Below are 15,888 nucleotides of genomic sequence, written 5' to 3'. Positions count from 1 at the left end.
ATTGGAGGGTCGGCTCTATTGTAGCGCCGGGGGACGGACCCGGCTGCCGCGGCACTCTGGACGCGGTGCGCCTCACGCTGCCTTTTGGTAGCGAGTTGGTAGACGCCCCCATCCCTCTTCTTTATGCCCCTCTCCCTCCGTGGGCCCCGCGTGTGGACGTTCCTCGCGGCGCTTCTCCTGTTCGTCCTGCCGCGGGCCGCGCATGCCACGTGGTCGGTCATCGCGGTGGACATGGCCACCGGCCGGGTCGTGATCGCCTCGGCCACCTGTGTCGATCGTGACGACGCCTTTCTCATGGGCATCCAGGCCGTCGTGGTGCCCGGCAAGGGCGTTGCGGCCTGCCAGGCCGGCGTTGACGGCACGCACGCCAATCAGATGCTTGTCTATCGCGAGCTGCAGAAAGGGACCGATCCCAAGCGCATCATCGAGATGCTGTCGGCCGATCCGGCGTTTCAAACGCGACAGTTCGGCATCGTGGATCTGACCGGTCGCACCGCCGGGCATTCAGGGCTCAGCAACGGCTACGTGACGCAGGACATCCAGGGGCAGGTGCCCGGAACGCAGATCTACTACTCCATCCAGGGGAACATCCTGCGCACCGGCGACGTGATCCCCAACGCGGTGCGGGCGTTCCTCCACACGCAGGGCGCCCTCACCGATCGCGTCATGGCCGCGCTCGAAACCGCCGACAGGTTCGGTGGCGACAGCCGCTGCACGTGCCCGCCGCTGCCGGCGGACAACAGCAAGCCGGCGATCCCCTGCGAAGAGCGCACGGCCTACGTGGCGTACATCCTCATGGCGAACAAGGCCGATACCAACGGCGACTCGCACAACAACGGCAAGTACAGCATGTACCTCACCGTCGCGCAGCCCAATCAGCCGGGGCCGAACGCCATCAAGCCCGGTGAGAACCTCAATCCGGTCAAGACGCTCCGCACACGCTACGACGCGTGGCGGAAGACGCAGCCGGCCTCGTACAAGTGAGGGCGCCGATCATGCACCGATTCGCGCTCCTTGCCCTCGCGCTGTGCGTGGCGTGGCCCACGGCCCAGGCGCAGACGCCCGCCCAACCCGCCCGCCCCGCGCAGCCGGCCAATCCGCCGCGGGCGGCGATGCGGGTCATCACCCTGACCTCGAGCGCCTTCACCGACGGCGGGATGATCCCCGAGGCCAATGCCCAGCCCGGGCGTGATGTGTCGCCGCCACTCAGCTGGAGTGGGGCGCCCGATTCCACGCGCAGTTTCGTGCTGCTGGTGCACGACGCCGACGCCGCGTTGGGCGACGGCACGGATGATCTGCTCCACTGGCTGGTCTGGAACATCCCCGGCACCGCCACGTCGCTGCCGGCGGGGGTGCCGAGTGGCGCAATTCTCGAAGACGGTGCTCGGCAGATCAGCGCGAGCGGCCCGCGCTATCGTGGCCCGGCGGCGCCGAGCACGGGGCCCGCGCATCACTACGTCTTCGAGCTCTATGCGCTCGACAATGTGGTGAATGTGGTGCCGACGACCATGAGCCCGCCGCTCACGCGTTCGGAGGTGATGAAGCAGATCGCGGGTCATGTGCGCGGGAAGGGCGTGCTGGTGGGGCTCTATCGGCGGCCGGCGCCGTGAGGCGGAGTGTGATGTCATCGGGGCGCGCGGTCGCGGTCGCGCTGCTTGGCGTGACCACGGCGCATGCGCAGCCCAAGCCCGCCGCCGCGACGCTCGGCTTCTCCACCGCCCGCCTCGCTCGCATCGACAGCGCCCTCGATGCGGCCGTGGCCCGGGAGGAGATCGCCGGTGCGGTGGTGCTCGTCCTGCGTGACGATCAGGTGGTCTACGAGCGTGCGGCGGGGTGGCGGGATCGAGACGCAAAGCGTCCGATGACGACCGATGCGATCTTCCGGATTGCCTCGCAGAGCAAGGCGCTCACGAGCGTCGCCACGCTGATGCTCATGGAGGAAGGGAAGTTTCTTCCGACGACGCCGGTGAGTCGCTTCATGCCGACGTTTGCGCGCACCTCGGTCGCCGTGAAGCGCGACACCGGCATCGCCATCGTGCCCGCGCGGCGCGCGATCACCATCCGGGATCTGCTCACGCACACCGCCGGTATCTCGTATGGCACCGATGCCATCGTCGCGGAACGCTATCGCGCGAAGGGCTTGGGGCCGGCGCAGGGACCCGGGTGGTACACCGCCAACAAGACCGAGCCGATCTGCGCGACGATGGACACCCTCGGCACGCTGCCGTTTGTAGCGCAGCCCGGTGAGGCGTGGGTGTACGGCTACAACACCGATGTTCTCGGCTGCGTGGTGGAGCGTGCGAGTGGTATGCCGCTCGACCAGTTCATCGCCGAGCGCATCACCAGGCCGCTGGGCATGAAGAACACGTACTTCTATCTGCCGCCCGCCGAACGCGATCGCCTCGTGACCGTGTACATGAGTCGTGACGGCAAGGCTGTGCGCTCGGACGATCCGATCACGGGGCAGGGGCACTATCTCGACGGTCCACGCGTGAGCTTTGCGGGCGGCGCGGGGCTGCTCAGCACCGCACGCGACTATGCTCGCTTCCTGCAGATGCTCGCCCATGGCGGTACCTGGGCTGGCCGACAGTATCTGGCGCCCCATACCGTCGGTCTGATGACTAGCAATCAGGTGGGCGCGCTGCACGGCGCGGGCGTCGGCTTCGGCTTCGGCTTCGAAACGATCGAGAGCTATGGGGCCTCGAATGCCTCGTCGGCCGGCACCTGGGGGTGGGGCGGTGCCTACGGGTCCAACTACAAGGTCGATCCGGTCGAAGGCCTCACGATGGTCGTGATGATCAACCAGCTCCCCATCGCGAGTGACATCGTCGCTCGGGTGCAGTTCCTCACCTATGCGGCCCTGACCAAGAGCCGGCGGCGATGAACAAGCTGCTGCTGATCCTGCACCTGCTGGGCCTCGCGCTGGGGCTCGCGGTCCCGTTTGCGAATCTCATTCTCGCCCGTGTCATCGCCGCGGCGGCGCCGGCCGAACGGCCGCCGCTGGGGCGGGCGGCCTTTGCGATGGGGCGGCTGGGCGATATCGGCCTGCCGTTGCTGTGGGTCACCGGGCTGACCATGGTGTTCACCAAGCACGGCGGCTTTGCGCCACTGCCGGGCACCTTTCACGCCAAGCTCGCCGCGGTGCTCTTGCTCACGCTCTCCGTGGGCGTCATTCACATGCATCGCCGCAAGGCCATGCAGGGCGACGCCGCGGCCATCGCGCGCATCCAGCTGCTGGGCAGATTCAATCTGTTGTGCGCGCTGACGGCCGTCGTGCTGGCCGTCATCACCTTCGAACCCTGAGGCTTTCTCCATGACCCGTGGTGTTCTGCTGGCGGCATTGCTCGCCGTGCCTTCTCTGGTGCTGGCGCAGAAGCAGGAGTTTGTGCGCTATCAGCAAGGGGCGACGATCTCGTACGGCCGCCTGGACGGTGATCAGATCGTGCAGCTGCGCGGCGCACCGTGGGTGAACGCCACGCCGACCGGGGTGAAGGTCGCGCGCGCCAAGGTGAAGCTCCTCGCGCCGGCCGTCCCGTCGAAGGTGATCGCCGTGGGGCTCAACTATCAGACGCATCTGGGGGAGCGCCCGGCGGCCGCCTATCCGGGGCTCTTCGCCAAGTTGCCGACGTCGATCATCGCGCACAACGACACGGTCATCATTCCGCCCGATGCGAACAACGTGCACTACGAAGGCGAGATGGTCCTCGTCATCGGCAAGCGCGCGCAGAACGTGCCGATGGACAAGGCCAAGGAGTATGTCTTTGGCGTGACGACCGGCAACGACGTGTCGGAGCGCGACTGGCAGAAAAACGACCTGCAGTGGTTCCGCGCCAAGGCCGCCGATACCTTCGGCCCGTTGGGCCCCGTGATCGTACGCGGCGTGAACTACGATGACCTGCTGCTGCAGACGCGGTTGAACGGTCAGATCGTCCAGTCGCAGCGCACGAAGGATCTGATTTTCAACGTCGCCGAGATCGTGAGCTACATCAGCCGCTATGTGACGCTGGAACCGGGCGATGTGATCTACAGCGGCACCCCGGGCACGACGCGGCAGATGAAGAGCGGCGATGTGGTGGAAGTGGAGTTGGAGCAGGTGGGAGTGCTGAGGAATCCGGTGGCGCAGCGGAAGTGACCACTCAGATCTGAGATGTGAGTGGTGAGTTGAACCCCTCAGATATCAGGGGGTAGGACGAAAGGGAGTGGGCGTCAGGACGGCGGAGCTTACCGCAGTCCTGACGCCCACTCCCTTTCGTCCCCCCTCCTGATGCCTGAGGGGTTCCTCACGTCTCAGTCGCTCAGTAGATCACTCCCGTCGACGAATTCAGCACACCGCCATTCGCCCAAATCGAATATGTCGGACCACTCGCGCTGAACGTCGCCGCATTGAACGTCGCCCCTACCGGCACCCTCACCACCGTCATCGGGTCGTACGTCAGCGGTACCACGAGCGTGCTGGTCGCGCGCGCCGTCGGGGTGACGAGATACGCGCCGTTGCCGGTCCCGTACACCGTGGCCTGGCCATTTGCGGCGATGCCGACGCCGGAGCCTTCGTCGACGCCGAGGCCGCGGGGCGTGCTGGTCAGGCCATCGGCCTGCAGGCGCGCGAGGAAGGTGTAGAAGCGCCCCATGCGATCACGGGTGACGAAGTGCGAGTCGGTGATGAGCCCCGAAAGGAGGGGCACCGTGAACAGGCGCTGCGCGAACGTGATCGAACCGTCGTAGGGATTGGCGAGTGCCATCGCCGACGTGGTGGACGCGAACTGCGCCGAGTAGATGTACTGCGGGAGGGCGGCGAGGCCGGCGCTCGTGCCGCCGATCGGGTACCCGAGGGCGACCCGGGCATTGACGGCACGCTGGAGCTTCGTGCCCGTCCAGAGATTCACATACGTGGACTGATCGCCGCCGGCGAGAAAGATCACTTCGGCGCGATTGATCGCGGCTTCCACGCTGTCGCTGTTCGCGCCGGCGATCGTGTTGATCACGAGCGTCGTCACCGAGTTGGCGCCGAGCCGGTCGATCCAGCTGTTGTAGCCCTTGCTGCCGCTGGTGCGCAGCACGACCACATCGCCGTAATACGAGACGCCTTTCCGGTTGGTGCCCGCCACGCCGCCCTGGCGCACGAGCCAGCCCATGCCGCCATCATCATCGACGCCGCCACCGGCGAGGTAGACGCCACCGAGCGGCGTGCTCGACGCGTTCGGGATCCCCGTGACATACGTCTCCACGTCTGGCGCGGGGGCCTTGGCGAGCCGCGCCTCAGGCGCCGCGACGTCGGCGGGAGCAGCACAGGCACCGACGAGCGCGAGCACGAGTGCGGCGCTCGCCGCAGGCAGGAGGCGGGAGGACATCAGGGGCTCCGAAAAGACAGGTGAAGGGGACTTCACGACACCTGTAGCCTCGCGATCGGGCGATGCGTGCGCAAGCGGGCCCGGACTGTGACGAGTGGCGTCACTGCCACACTCGGACCTCGCCATGCCGTTCATCCCTGATTCACACACCCTTCACGGTGGGTTCATCGGTGGGTCGTACCATGCAGCATCCAGCACAGGATCATGTCATGCGTTCGATTCGTCGGAATGCCCACACTACGGCCCTCGTTGGCCTCCCAACCGATGCCACGCGCGTCCGTTTGCTCGCACGTGGCATCGTGATGGCCGAGTCGGGGCGCTGCGTGCAGTGTGGCCTCTGCTCGCACAATTGCCCAAGCGGGATCGATGTGCGCGCGTATGCACGCGATGGCCGCGCGGTCACCGACGCCCGCTGTGTGCTCTGCGGGAGCTGCGTCGCCCGCTGCCCGCGCGGCACGTTGGCGTTTCGCGACCTGGAGGCGCGCCCATGATCGCCGCGCCCTCCACACCAGACGGCGCGCGTGAACGCGTGCGCCATCACGTCATCATCGGCACCGGCATCGCGGCGCTGAGCGCCGCCGAGGCGATCCGCGACGTCGATGATCGTGCCCGGATCACCATGATTGGCGATGAGGATGCGGGGTTCTACTCGCGTCCGGCACTCGCCTATCGCCTGACCGGCGAACTGCCGGCCGAGCGGCTGCTGATCCGCACCGACGCACAGATCGAGCTGCTGCGCCTCGAGCGCCGCGTGGCGCGGGTGAACGCACTGCTCCCCGAAGCGCACAAGCTGCAGCTGACCGATGGGCACACCCTGACCTACGACACACTGCTCCTCGCCACTGGGGCGGCGTCCACGGCGCCCGATTTCGCCGGCGGGTCGCTCGATGGTGTGATGCGTCTCGATGGGCTGTCGGATACCGAAGCGCTCATTGCCCGGGCCCGAACGGCCAAGGCCGCCGTGGTGGTGGGCGGTGGCTCCACCGCGCTCGAGCTGGTGGACGGGTTGCACGCTCGCGGGGTGCCGACGCACTACCTGCTGCGTGGGGAACGCTATTGGAGCAAAGTGTTCGACCGCGTGGAATCGGCGATCGTCGAGTCTCGCCTCACGGCGCGCGGCGTGACCCTGCATCGCAACACGAGCATTCGCGAGGCGCTCGGCGTGAACGGGCGGCTCGTCGGCGTGCGCACGAACGAAGGGCGCACGATTCCCGCCGATCTGCTCGCGGTGGCCATTGGTGTCCGGCCGCGCACCGAGTTGGCGCGGCAGGCCGGGCTGGTGGTGGAGCGCGGCATCCGCACGAACGAGCGGCTCGAAACGAGCCACGACGGCATCTACGCGGCCGGCGACTGTGCCCAGGTGTACGACCCGATCACGCGCACCGCGCAGCTCGACACGCTCTGGAGCAGCGCGCTCGCGCAGGGGCGCACCGCCGGCTACAACATGGCGGGGCTCGGCCTCGTGCTTCGTCAGCACCCCCCGCTCAACGTGACCCGCGTGGCAGGCGTGACCACGACGATCATCGGCGCCGTGGGTGGTGCCGCCGATCCGGATCTGCTGACGCTCACGCGCGGCCAAAGCGAGCGGTGGCAGCTCGATCCCGACGCATGGAGCGTCGGCGGCACGCGCCATGAGGACCGGCTGCGGGTCGTGGTAAGCGGGCAACGCATCGTGGGCGCCGTGGTGATGGGCGATCAGCGGGTCTCGGTTCCGCTCGCGCATCTGATCGGTGAGCAGGTCGATATCTCCGCACTGCGTCCGCTCCTCGATGCCGCGCCTGATGACGCCCTCGATCGCCTGCTGGCGTTCTGCGAGTCGCATGTGCATGACCCGGATGGACATCGGGTCACCGATCCTCGGTCCGGGCGGTGATATGGCGACGCGACTCGGTGAGATCATCATGGGGCTGGGCGTCGCCGTGTTGGCCACGCTGCTCTACGCACTGCGGCACGATGCGGCCACCTCGTGGGCTTCCTCGCCGCTCGGCCACGGCCTGGGGATCGTCGGTGTCCTGCTGATGCTCTGGGCCGGCTTTGGCTACACGTGGCGCAAGCATCAGGAGGCGGGCGGCAGTGTCTCCATGGCGACCGCGATGGTCTGGCACATGGCGGCTGGTCTGCTCGGTCCCTATCTCGTGCTCCTGCACTCCGGCTTCGTCTTTCGTGGCCTCGCGGGGGTGCTCACCCTCGCGATGGTGCTGGTGGTGGCCAGCGGCGTTGTGGGGCGGGCCGTGCTGGCGTCGCTGCCGCGCGCCGTGACGACGGCGCATCCCGTGCAGTTGGCCATGCTCGACTCCGAACTCGCCCGCGTGGAGGCCGCATTGGCCGAAGTCGCGCGACGCGAGCCGCCCGATGCGGCGCGCGAAGCTGTCTTGCACGCCGAGCTGATGGCCCTGCGACACGAACAGGAAGGGGTACGACGTGACATTGCGCAGCCGGCCCCGATCGCCGCCGTTCGTGCTGTGCTGAGTGTGTGGTGGATGCTCCACGTGCCGATGTCGGCGGCGCTGTGGGTGCTTGCCGCCGCCCATATCGTGGCGTCGGTGTACTTCACGCTCTTCACGCGCTGAGGTGACCATGTCCTCGTCGGCTCCCTTTGGTCCGCGTGTCCCCCGCAGCAGCTGGTTCGCCATCTTCGTGTGTGTGGTGCTTCTGGCCGCGGTCTGGCAGCAGCGGGGCGCGTCCATCGTCTCGCCCGGGCCGCTGATGCCGGTTGATTCCACTCCCGAACTGTTCGGTGGCGTGACGTCGCACGCGGCGCTCGAGACCCGATGTGGCGCCTGTCACGTGGCGCCGTGGTCGCCGACCACGATGAGCGCGCAGTGCCGCACGTGCCACACCGATATTCAGGCGGAGGAGCGTGACAGCAGCGCGCTGCATGCCGCCTTCGCGGCGCGCACGCCCTGTCTGGCCTGCCACGACGAGCATCGCGGCGGCACCACCACGCGGGCCTCGCTCGAGGGGCTCGCGCGTCAGCATGATCGCTTCGGGTTCGCGCTGGACGGCGCCCATGCCACGGTGCGGTGTGCCGGCTGCCACACGAGCACCGGTGGGCGACTGTCATTCGCGCGCACACCGACCACCTGCGTCGGCTGTCACGAACGGGATGATACGCACAAGGGCTCACTGGGCACTGACTGCGCCGCCTGCCATACCACGTCGAGCTGGCAGGGGGCGCAGATCCGGCACGACGTCTTCCCGCTCGATCACGGAAGCCGCCGGCCGGTGCCGTGCGCGACGTGCCACACGAACCCGTCCAACTACAAGTCCTATACCTGCTACGGCTGTCATGCGCACGATCCGGCGCGCGTGGCACGGCAGCACCGCGGCGAAGTGCGAACGTCGAATCTGGACAACTGTATTGCCTGCCACGCGGGTGGCCGCGAGCACGGCGAGGGCGACGAGCGCTAGGCTCGTCGCCCGGGCACCTTACCGCAGGCGGCGCAGGGTGGCGCGCACGCCGTCGATGAGTTCGTCGATCTGCGCGCGTTCAATGATGAGCGGCGGGCTCATGGCGATGGTGTCGCCGGTGAAGCGCACCAGCTGTCCGTGCTGGAAGCAGTCGATGTGCGCCTCCATGCCGCGTGCGCCGACCTGACCATCGCGGGTGGCGAGTTCCACGCCGGCCACGAGCCCCAGGTTGCGGATGTCGATGACGTGTGGTTCACCGCGCAGCGAGTGCACCGCGTCTTCCCAGTAGGGCGCCAGTTCGGCGGCCCGTTCGAAGAGCCCTTCTTCGGCGTACGTATCGAGCGTGGCAAGACCGGCGGCACAGGCGAGCGGATGGCCGGAATACGTGTAGCCGTGAAAGAACTCGATGCCGTTGGGCGCGCCGTCCACGACCGTGTCGTAGATCTCCCGCCGCGCAAACACCGCCCCCATGGGGACGGCGCCGTTGGTGATGCCCTTGGCGAGGGTCATCAGATCGGGCGTCACGCCAAAGCGCTGCGCGCCGAAGGCGGCGCCCAGCCGACCGAAGCCGGTGATGACTTCATCGAACACGAGCAGGATGCCGTGGCGGTCGCAGATCGCGCGCAGCCGCTCCAGGTAGCCGACCGGCGGCACGAGCACGCCGGCGGACCCGGCCATCGGCTCCACGAACACGGCCGCGATGGTGTCGCCGCCATGGGTGGCGCAGAGCGCTTCGAGCGCGTCGGCGAGCTCGACCCCGTTGGCCGGCTGGCTGCGCGCAAACCGATTGGACTCGAGGCCGTGTGTGGTGGGGAGATGCGCGTCGGTGTGCGGCAGCAGATAGCGTGCATACGCCCGGCGGTTGTTCTCGAGCCCGCCCACCGAGATGCCGCCGAATCCGACGCCGTGGTAGCCCTTTTCGCGCCCGACGAAGCGCACGCGCTGTGTCTCGCCGCGGGTCCCGAAGTACGCCATGATGATTTTCATGGCCGTGTCCACCGACTCGGAGCCCGAGTTGGTGAAGAAGATGCGATCGAGACCCGCCGGCGTGAGCGCCGCCAGCCGATCGGCCAGCTCGAACGGTGCCGGATGGCCCATGTTGAAGCCGGGCGCGTAGTCGAGCGATGCCGCCGCCTTGGCAATCGCCTCCACGATGCGCGGGCGGGCATGGCCGGCGTTCACACACCAGAGCCCCGACGTGCCGTCGAGGACGCGGTGGCCATCCACATCCCAGTAGTGCACCCCCTCAGCGCGGGCGAGCAGCCGCGGCGCCGCCTTGAAGGCACGGTTGGCGGTGAACGGCATCCAGAGGGCGTCGAGCGACGGCAAGGTCGAGGCAGTCATGGCACACGGCTGGCAGGAGGGAAACACGGGACCAGAAGAACATGGGAGCCTCGACGCCGATCGGCCACCGTGGGGCGGCGATCTGGGGCACCGTGCGGGAATCCCCGGCTAGCCGATCGGTAAACGGTTTCCTATACTCGTGCCACTTGCCCCACCGCAGTTTCCCTCCTCCCTCCCCAACGCCAGGAAGGCCCATGATGCGACCGGTAACACGGTTGCTCCTCGCGGCGTCCGCCTCGGTGCTCGCCGCCAGTTCGGCGCTCGCCCAGAACTCCATCACACTTGAAGGCGCGGTTCGCGCCGATGGCAGCCCGGTTGCCGGCGCGCAGATCACGGTTCGCAACGTGGCGACCGACGAAGTCCATCGGGTGCTGACGCGCCCGACCGGTGAATTCCGGGTGCTCGGCCTCTACTCCGGGCAGTTCACCGTCAATGTGAAGGCGCTCGGCTACCGGCAGCGCACAGATACCGTGCAACTCGTGCTGGGCCAGCGGGCGCGTCTCGAGTTTGAACTCGAGAAGGGCGCCGCCGAGCTCGATGCGCAGACGGTCACCGCCGATCGCGTGAAGCAGGTGGAAGTGCAGCGCATGTCCGTGTCCGCGCCGGTCGTGAAGGAAGAAATCGAGAATCTTCCGTTCAACTCGCGCGGCATCATGAATCTGGCCGGTATCGCGCCCGGCATCAAAACGTACCAGCCGCAGTCGGGGCGCACCCTCCCCTCGGGCGGTGCGGCACCGGATCTCCGTTTCTTCAACGTCTACATGGACGGTGTCGAAATGAAGAGCCTCTTCAACGGCAACATTGTGGGCCTCGGGCAGACCGGCTCACCGCTGCCGCAGGAGGGGCTGGAGAACTTCCGCGTGTACCTGAATCCGTACGATGCGGAGTTCACGCGAGCGGGCTCGTACGTGATCAGCGCGGAATCGAAGCGCGGCACGAACCAGTGGAAGGGGTCGGGCTTCGGCTTCTACCAGAACAAGAGCATGCTGGCGCAGAATGCCTTTCAGACCACCGTGCCGAACTTCGGTCGGTCGCAGCTCGGCTTCAACATTGCCGGTCCGCTCAAGAAGGATAAGCTGTTCCTGGCGACCAGTTATGAGTTGACGGACACCGACTTCTATCTCGATGTGAATCCCACCAGCGGCGCCAACTGGGCCTCGCTTCGCGGGTCGTTCCTGGCGCCGAACAAGAATCACACGGCGTTCTCGCGCCTGACGTATGTGGCGAGCCCCACGATCACGTACGACTTCATGGGGTCCGCGCGCTTCCTGCGCGGCGAAGGCAACTTCGGTGGCCGCGTCACGCAGGATGGCGGCATCTCGCAGAAGTACGAGATCTACACGGCGCAGCTTCGTCAGCGGTATCTCGCCAAGAGCGGCAACTTCGTGAACGAAGCGAGCCTGCAGCTGGTGAGCTGGAATCACAACGAAGCGCCGCTGTTGCCGGGTCCGCAGCGCAGCTATCCCGGCGTCATCTTCGGGACCGCGGGCTTCCCGCTCATCCTCAAGGAGAACCACTTCCGCTTCGTCAACCGGGCGACGTGGAACGTGGAGAAGGCCGGGTCGCACATCGTGAAGGCCGGCGTCGAGCTGTCGACGATCGCCGCGCAGCAGAACCAGCCGAACAACACGAACGGCACCTTCAACTTCCCCTCCGACACGTCCACGCTGCCCAACTCGGCCTCGATCGCCGTGGGCTTCAATGATCCGAACGGCACCAGCGACGCGATCGCCAGCGCGACCGGCTATACCACCGGCATCTACATCAATGACGAGTGGCGCATCAAGCCGAACTTCACGCTGTCGCTCGGTCTGCGGCACGATGCCGAGCTCAACACCATGAACAACGACTACGTGACGCCGTGGTCGAAGGATCCGGTGTTGCAGGGGATTCCGGAGCTCCAGGGCTACCTGAACGCCGGCAACCGCAAGAACCAGCTCGGCAACTTCTCGCCGCGGGTGTCCTTCTCGTGGGATCCGTTCAAGGACAACAAGACGTTCGTGCGTGGTGGCTTCGGTATCATCTACGACCGCGTCACGAGCTTCATGGGCTTCCAGGAGCGTCGCAATTCGACCTGGCGTACCTACAACTTCGTGAACCCGGGTACGACCGATCCGGCCGTCCTGCGCCAGCGGGTCATCTCCGGCGCGTCGGGCTCGCCGGCGCCGATCCTGATGAACCTCGACATGAAGACGCCGCACTCGAAGCAGATGTCGATCGGTGTCGGTCATCAGCTCACCGAGTCGTTCGGCTTCAATATCGACTACGTCCGCCAGCACATGGACAACCTCTATGTGCAGCGCAATCCGAACTACGTCGATCGCACTGTGACGCCGTCCCGTCGCAAGCTGACGGCCAACTATGGCGACATCCTGATCTGGGATGACATCGGCCAGTCGGACTACTCCTCGGTGCTCGTCCAGGCGACGTACCAGCGCAAGCGCAACCGGGTGAACTTTGCCTATACGCTCGGCTGGTATCAGGGCGACTTCGACACGGCGGCCCTGCCGACCTTCACGTACAACTTCCTCTTCAATCGCCAGCGGACCACCGGCGACGAACGGCACCGCTTCGTGCTTTCGGACATCGTGCAGATCCCGTTCGGCTTCACGTTCTCCTCGGTGGCGACGATTGCGAGCCCGCGTCCCTTCGTGACGGTCGACGGGCGCGATCTCAACCTGAACAACGTGTTCAACGATGACTTCCCGGGGAGCACGCCCACGTCGACCGGCAACCGCACGACGCTGCCGCCGAACTCGTGGCCGTTCTGGTACCGCACGGTGGACATGCGCATCGCGCGCCCGCTGTACAAGGTGAGCGGCCGCACGGTCAGCCTCTCGGCCGAAGCGTTCAACGTGTTCAACTGGCGCAACAACCTGTCGTACGGCGGCACGCAGTTCACGACGGCCGGTGCGCCGGTGGCCACGTTCGGCAAGCCGACCGCCGTCTTCGGCGCCCGCATGGGGCAGGTGGGTTTGAGGTTCGACTTCTGATCGCTCGACCAGCGATCCAGCACACCGCCGGCAGCTGCCCGTCACGGCTCCCGCAGTTGAGGAGCCAGGGGGGAGCAGTCAGGGGGAGGTGAAACGGCGAGGGGGCGACGGCGCAAAGCGCCGTCGCCCCCTTTCCGCATCCCACTTCCCCCTCAACCCTCCCACCTGGCCCCTGATATGCCATATCAGTGACACGCACCCCCGTGCGAGTGCCGCTCGAGGGCCGGTCGAGCGCTCACCGATACAGCAGGTATGGCTTCACAAGCTGCGCGAACCTGGCCGCATCGGCGTCCCACTGCTTGATGAGCGCATCGACGGTGCCCTCATCGACCGCCTTGGTGAGGGCATCGGTCCCCGCCAGGCGATCGATCCCCTTGATGCGGCCGGCGGCATTCACGCTCGGCTCACGCCAGGCGAACTCCTTCGGATGCGCGGCGCGGAAGGCGCGCAGCATGCGAATGCCCAGCTCCACCGAGCGCACCGCATTGCGGTCGGTGACCGACACCTTGATCATGGGAATCGTCTTGCCGCCGAACTTGTAGCCCGCTTCGATGGTGCGCGTCGCCGTATCGAAACGCACACCGGGGAGCTTGAGATCGTTGAGTCCCTTCGCCACCGCGACGTGGTCGGTGAGGTAGTCGGCGCCGATCAGCTGGAAGGGGGCATCGGTGCCACGTCCTTCGGTGGCGTTCGTCCCCTCGAAAAACACCGTGCCCGGGTAGAGGAGCTCGGCGTCGAGCGTGCGCAGATTGGGGCTCGGATTCACGCGCGGCATGCCGGTCTCATCGTACCACATCGCCCGGCGGTAGTTCTTCATGGGGACCACCGTCACCTGGGCATCGATCGCCTTGGTGCCCACGAGGTATTTCATGAGCTCACCGACGGTGAGCCCATAGCGCAGCGCGACGGCATGCTGCCCCACGAGTGAGCGGAACTTGAGATCGAGGATGTTCCCCTCGATGCGGTCGGCGCGAATTGGATCCGGTCGATCGAGAATGATGATCGGCTTCTTGGCGCTCGCCGCAGTCAGCGCGAGCGTCCACTGGTAGGTATAGACGCGCGCGCCGACATCCTGGATGTCGTAGAGCAGCACGTCGATGTCCTTCATCATGTCCGGCGTGGGCGACTCGACATCGCCGTACAGCGAGTACACCTTCACCCCGGTTTTCGCGTCGGTCCCACTCGATACCTTTTCGCCGGCCTTCGCCTCGCCGCGAATGCCATGCTCGGGGCCATAGAGCGCGGTGAGCTTCACGCCAGGCGCGTTGAACAGCAGATCGATGGTGCTGGTGCCTTTCCGATCTCGCCCCGAATGGTTGGTGAGCAGCCCCACGCGCTTGCCCTTGATCAGGTGCAGCGAGTCGGTGAGCAGCACTTCAATGCCGGGGATGACGTTCCCCTTGGCTTGAGCGAGGGCATCGGCAAGGGGCGCGAGGAGCAGCACGCCGGCGGCAAGGGCCGCGCGAACGATGGGGCGGGACATGGGCGGTGGGGAGAGGGTGGGGCAGCGGTCGATCCGGCGCGGGGAGACCGCCGATATCGATCCACCCGTATACTACCCCATGCACTCGCCCCCGCGACTCCCGCCTGCCGGACCGCACTCCCCCGCCGTGGTGCGATTCGGTGTGGATGTGTTCATCGACACCCCCGCGTGGTGGGCATCGTGGCGGCGCGTCGGACTGATCACGAATGACGCGGCGCGCCGTGCGGGCGATCCCGATGTGCGAGTGCGGGTCGCCCTGCAGCAGGCCGGTGTGCCGCTCGTGCGGCTATTTGGGCCCGAGCATGGCCTCGGTGCGTCGGCGGCTGACGGCGCCCCCGTCACGGATGGTCATGACGCCGTCACCGGGCTCCCCGTGGTGTCGCTCTATGGCGAGCGCATGCGTCCCACGCGGGCGCACCTCATGGATCTCGACGCCGTGCTCTTCGACATCCCCGACGTGGGCGCCCGGTTCTACACCTACGCGTGGACGCTGTGGCACGCGCTGCACGCCTGTGCCGAGGCCGGCGTGCCGTTGGTGGTCCTCGATCGCCCCAATCCGCTCGGCGGTGTGCTCGCGTCCGCCGAAGGGCCGATGCTCTCGGCGGATTGCCGGTCGTTCATCGGGGAGAGCGACATCCCCGTTCGCCACAGTCTCACGTTGGGGGAGTTGGCGCGCGTCTGGCAATGCGAGGCCGTACCGACGGCGCGGCTCGAGGTGGTCCGCTGCACGGGATGGGATCGGACGCGCGACTGGCAGGCCACCGGGCTCCCGTGGATTCCCACGTCGCCGGCGATGCCCCACGCACACTGCGCCGCCTGGTACCCCGGCACCTGTCTCTTCGAAGCCACCAACGTCAGCGTGGCGCGCGGCACCAGCGCGCCGTTTGCCACCGTCGGCGCACCGTGGCTCGACGCGGCCGCACTCGCGTCGGCGGTGCGTGAGCCTGGCGTGGCGGCGGAGCCGCTACACTTCACGCCGACGACGGGTCCGCACGCCGGTGTGCGCTGTGAGGGCATCCACCTGACCGTGGCGGCGGCGGATCCCGCGACATTTGTGGCGCAGTCGCTTCGTCCGGTGGCGCTCGGCCTTCGCCTGCTCGCGCACGTGGCGCGGCAGCACCCGCGCGACTTTGCCTGGGCGACGTATCCGACCGCCGCCAATCCCAGCGGCGCTGATCATCTCGCCCGGCTGGTGGGGCGGCGCGATCTCGCGGCGGCGCTGGCCGATCCGCACGCGCCGCTCCCCGACCAAACGACAACGCGCGCGACCGGATGGGCCGCGCGCGTTGCACCGCTGCTGCTGTACTAG

General features: G+C 67.2%; 14 protein-coding genes. 11 read left to right on the top strand and 3 right to left on the bottom strand.

Annotated features, from left to right (window positions below):
- Nucleotides 1-123: 123 nt before the first annotated feature.
- Genes K2R93_09090 through K2R93_09070 form a run of 5 tightly spaced genes read left to right on the top strand, consistent with a single transcriptional unit; the run spans nt 124 to nt 4,132 of the window.
- Nucleotides 124-984 carry a DUF1028 domain-containing protein gene (locus K2R93_09090; protein MBY0489979.1) on the top strand — a complete coding sequence of 287 codons (861 nt, stop codon included), beginning with the start codon at nt 124-126 and terminating at the stop codon, nt 982-984.
- A gap of 11 nt (nt 985-995) precedes the next feature.
- The gene (locus tag K2R93_09085; GenBank protein MBY0489978.1) at nt 996-1,610 is read left to right on the top strand and encodes a YbhB/YbcL family Raf kinase inhibitor-like protein; all 615 of its coding nucleotides are present in this window, start codon (nt 996-998) and stop codon (nt 1,608-1,610) included.
- A gap of 11 nt (nt 1,611-1,621) precedes the next feature.
- Nucleotides 1,622-2,884: a beta-lactamase family protein gene (locus K2R93_09080; GenBank protein ID MBY0489977.1), complete on the top strand. Its 1,263-nt coding sequence runs from the start codon at nt 1,622-1,624 to the stop codon at nt 2,882-2,884.
- Nucleotides 2,881-3,303, top strand: coding sequence for a hypothetical protein (locus K2R93_09075; protein MBY0489976.1), 423 nt, complete (start codon nt 2,881-2,883; stop codon nt 3,301-3,303). The genes K2R93_09080 and K2R93_09075 overlap by 4 nt, the downstream gene beginning before the upstream one ends.
- A gap of 10 nt (nt 3,304-3,313) precedes the next feature.
- The gene (locus tag K2R93_09070; GenBank protein ID MBY0489975.1) at nt 3,314-4,132 is read left to right on the top strand and encodes a fumarylacetoacetate hydrolase family protein; all 819 of its coding nucleotides are present in this window, start codon (nt 3,314-3,316) and stop codon (nt 4,130-4,132) included.
- Nucleotides 4,133-4,295: 163 nt separating this feature from the next.
- On the opposite strand, the gene K2R93_09065 is transcribed toward K2R93_09070, so the two are convergent.
- Nucleotides 4,296-5,348, bottom strand: a complete 1,053-nt coding sequence (locus K2R93_09065) for a cyanophycinase (GenBank protein ID MBY0489974.1) — start codon at nt 5,346-5,348, stop codon at nt 4,296-4,298.
- Nucleotides 5,349-5,557: 209 nt separating this feature from the next.
- On the opposite strand from K2R93_09065, the gene K2R93_09060 reads away from it, so the two are divergent.
- The 4 genes from K2R93_09060 to K2R93_09045 are packed head-to-tail and all read left to right on the top strand — an operon-like array spanning nt 5,558 to nt 8,759.
- Nucleotides 5,558-5,839: a 4Fe-4S dicluster domain-containing protein gene (locus K2R93_09060; GenBank protein MBY0489973.1), complete on the top strand. Its 282-nt coding sequence runs from the start codon at nt 5,558-5,560 to the stop codon at nt 5,837-5,839.
- Entirely contained in the window at nt 5,836-7,221 is a 1,386-nt protein-coding gene (locus K2R93_09055; GenBank protein ID MBY0489972.1) for an FAD-dependent oxidoreductase, read from the top strand. Before K2R93_09060 ends, K2R93_09055 begins: the two co-directional genes overlap by 4 nt.
- 1 nt (nt 7,222) lies before the next feature.
- The gene (locus tag K2R93_09050) at nt 7,223-7,918 is read left to right on the top strand and encodes a hypothetical protein (protein MBY0489971.1); all 696 of its coding nucleotides are present in this window, start codon (nt 7,223-7,225) and stop codon (nt 7,916-7,918) included.
- Between the two features lie 7 nt (nt 7,919-7,925).
- On the top strand, nt 7,926-8,759 hold the full coding sequence (locus tag K2R93_09045) for a hypothetical protein (GenBank protein ID MBY0489970.1): 834 nt from the start codon (nt 7,926-7,928) through the stop codon (nt 8,757-8,759).
- An 18-nt stretch (nt 8,760-8,777) separates the two neighbouring features.
- Here the strand turns inward: K2R93_09045 and K2R93_09040 are convergent, their stop codons facing one another.
- Complete coding sequence (locus tag K2R93_09040; protein ID MBY0489969.1) at nt 8,778-10,103, bottom strand: aspartate aminotransferase family protein; 1,326 nt, start codon at nt 10,101-10,103, stop codon at nt 8,778-8,780.
- A 194-nt stretch (nt 10,104-10,297) separates the two neighbouring features.
- On the opposite strand from K2R93_09040, the gene K2R93_09035 reads away from it, so the two are divergent.
- Nucleotides 10,298-13,096 carry a TonB-dependent receptor gene (locus K2R93_09035; GenBank protein MBY0489968.1) on the top strand — a complete coding sequence of 933 codons (2,799 nt, stop codon included), beginning with the start codon at nt 10,298-10,300 and terminating at the stop codon, nt 13,094-13,096.
- A gap of 235 nt (nt 13,097-13,331) precedes the next feature.
- Here K2R93_09035 and K2R93_09030 read toward each other — a convergent pair whose 3' ends face one another.
- Nucleotides 13,332-14,579: a DUF1343 domain-containing protein gene (locus tag K2R93_09030; protein ID MBY0489967.1), complete on the bottom strand. Its 1,248-nt coding sequence runs from the start codon at nt 14,577-14,579 to the stop codon at nt 13,332-13,334.
- 79 nt (nt 14,580-14,658) lie between these two features.
- Here K2R93_09030 and K2R93_09025 point away from each other — a divergent pair, with 79 nt between their 5' ends.
- On the top strand, nt 14,659-15,888 hold the full coding sequence (locus K2R93_09025; protein MBY0489966.1) for a DUF1343 domain-containing protein: 1,230 nt from the start codon (nt 14,659-14,661) through the stop codon (nt 15,886-15,888).

This window comes from Gemmatimonadaceae bacterium, assembly GCA_019752115.1.
Lineage (GTDB): Bacteria > Gemmatimonadota > Gemmatimonadetes > Gemmatimonadales > Gemmatimonadaceae > Gemmatimonas.
The sequence above is the reverse complement of the archived record's forward strand: the minus strand, read 5'-3'. Positions and strand labels throughout refer to the sequence as shown.

Bases quoted from the DNA above. Each gene is read 5' to 3' on its own strand.
- K2R93_09030 (MBY0489967.1), bottom strand. From the start codon at position 14,579: ATGTCCCGCCCCATCGTTCGCGCGGCCCTTGCCGCCGGCGTGCTGCTC.
- K2R93_09050 (MBY0489971.1), top strand. From the start codon at position 7,223: ATGGCGACGCGACTCGGTGAGATCATCATGGGGCTGGGCGTCGCCGTG.
- K2R93_09045 (MBY0489970.1), top strand. From the start codon at position 7,926: ATGTCCTCGTCGGCTCCCTTTGGTCCGCGTGTCCCCCGCAGCAGCTGG.
- K2R93_09090 (MBY0489979.1), top strand. From the start codon at position 124: ATGCCCCTCTCCCTCCGTGGGCCCCGCGTGTGGACGTTCCTCGCGGCG.
- K2R93_09085 (MBY0489978.1), top strand. From the start codon at position 996: ATGCACCGATTCGCGCTCCTTGCCCTCGCGCTGTGCGTGGCGTGGCCC.
- K2R93_09055 (MBY0489972.1), top strand. From the start codon at position 5,836: ATGATCGCCGCGCCCTCCACACCAGACGGCGCGCGTGAACGCGTGCGC.
- K2R93_09080 (MBY0489977.1), top strand. From the start codon at position 1,622: ATGTCATCGGGGCGCGCGGTCGCGGTCGCGCTGCTTGGCGTGACCACG.
- K2R93_09025 (MBY0489966.1), top strand. From the start codon at position 14,659: ATGCACTCGCCCCCGCGACTCCCGCCTGCCGGACCGCACTCCCCCGCC.
- K2R93_09060 (MBY0489973.1), top strand. From the start codon at position 5,558: ATGCGTTCGATTCGTCGGAATGCCCACACTACGGCCCTCGTTGGCCTC.
- K2R93_09065 (MBY0489974.1), bottom strand. From the start codon at position 5,348: ATGTCCTCCCGCCTCCTGCCTGCGGCGAGCGCCGCACTCGTGCTCGCG.
- K2R93_09070 (MBY0489975.1), top strand. From the start codon at position 3,314: ATGACCCGTGGTGTTCTGCTGGCGGCATTGCTCGCCGTGCCTTCTCTG.
- K2R93_09035 (MBY0489968.1), top strand. From the start codon at position 10,298: ATGATGCGACCGGTAACACGGTTGCTCCTCGCGGCGTCCGCCTCGGTG.
- K2R93_09040 (MBY0489969.1), bottom strand. From the start codon at position 10,103: ATGACTGCCTCGACCTTGCCGTCGCTCGACGCCCTCTGGATGCCGTTC.
- K2R93_09075 (MBY0489976.1), top strand. From the start codon at position 2,881: ATGAACAAGCTGCTGCTGATCCTGCACCTGCTGGGCCTCGCGCTGGGG.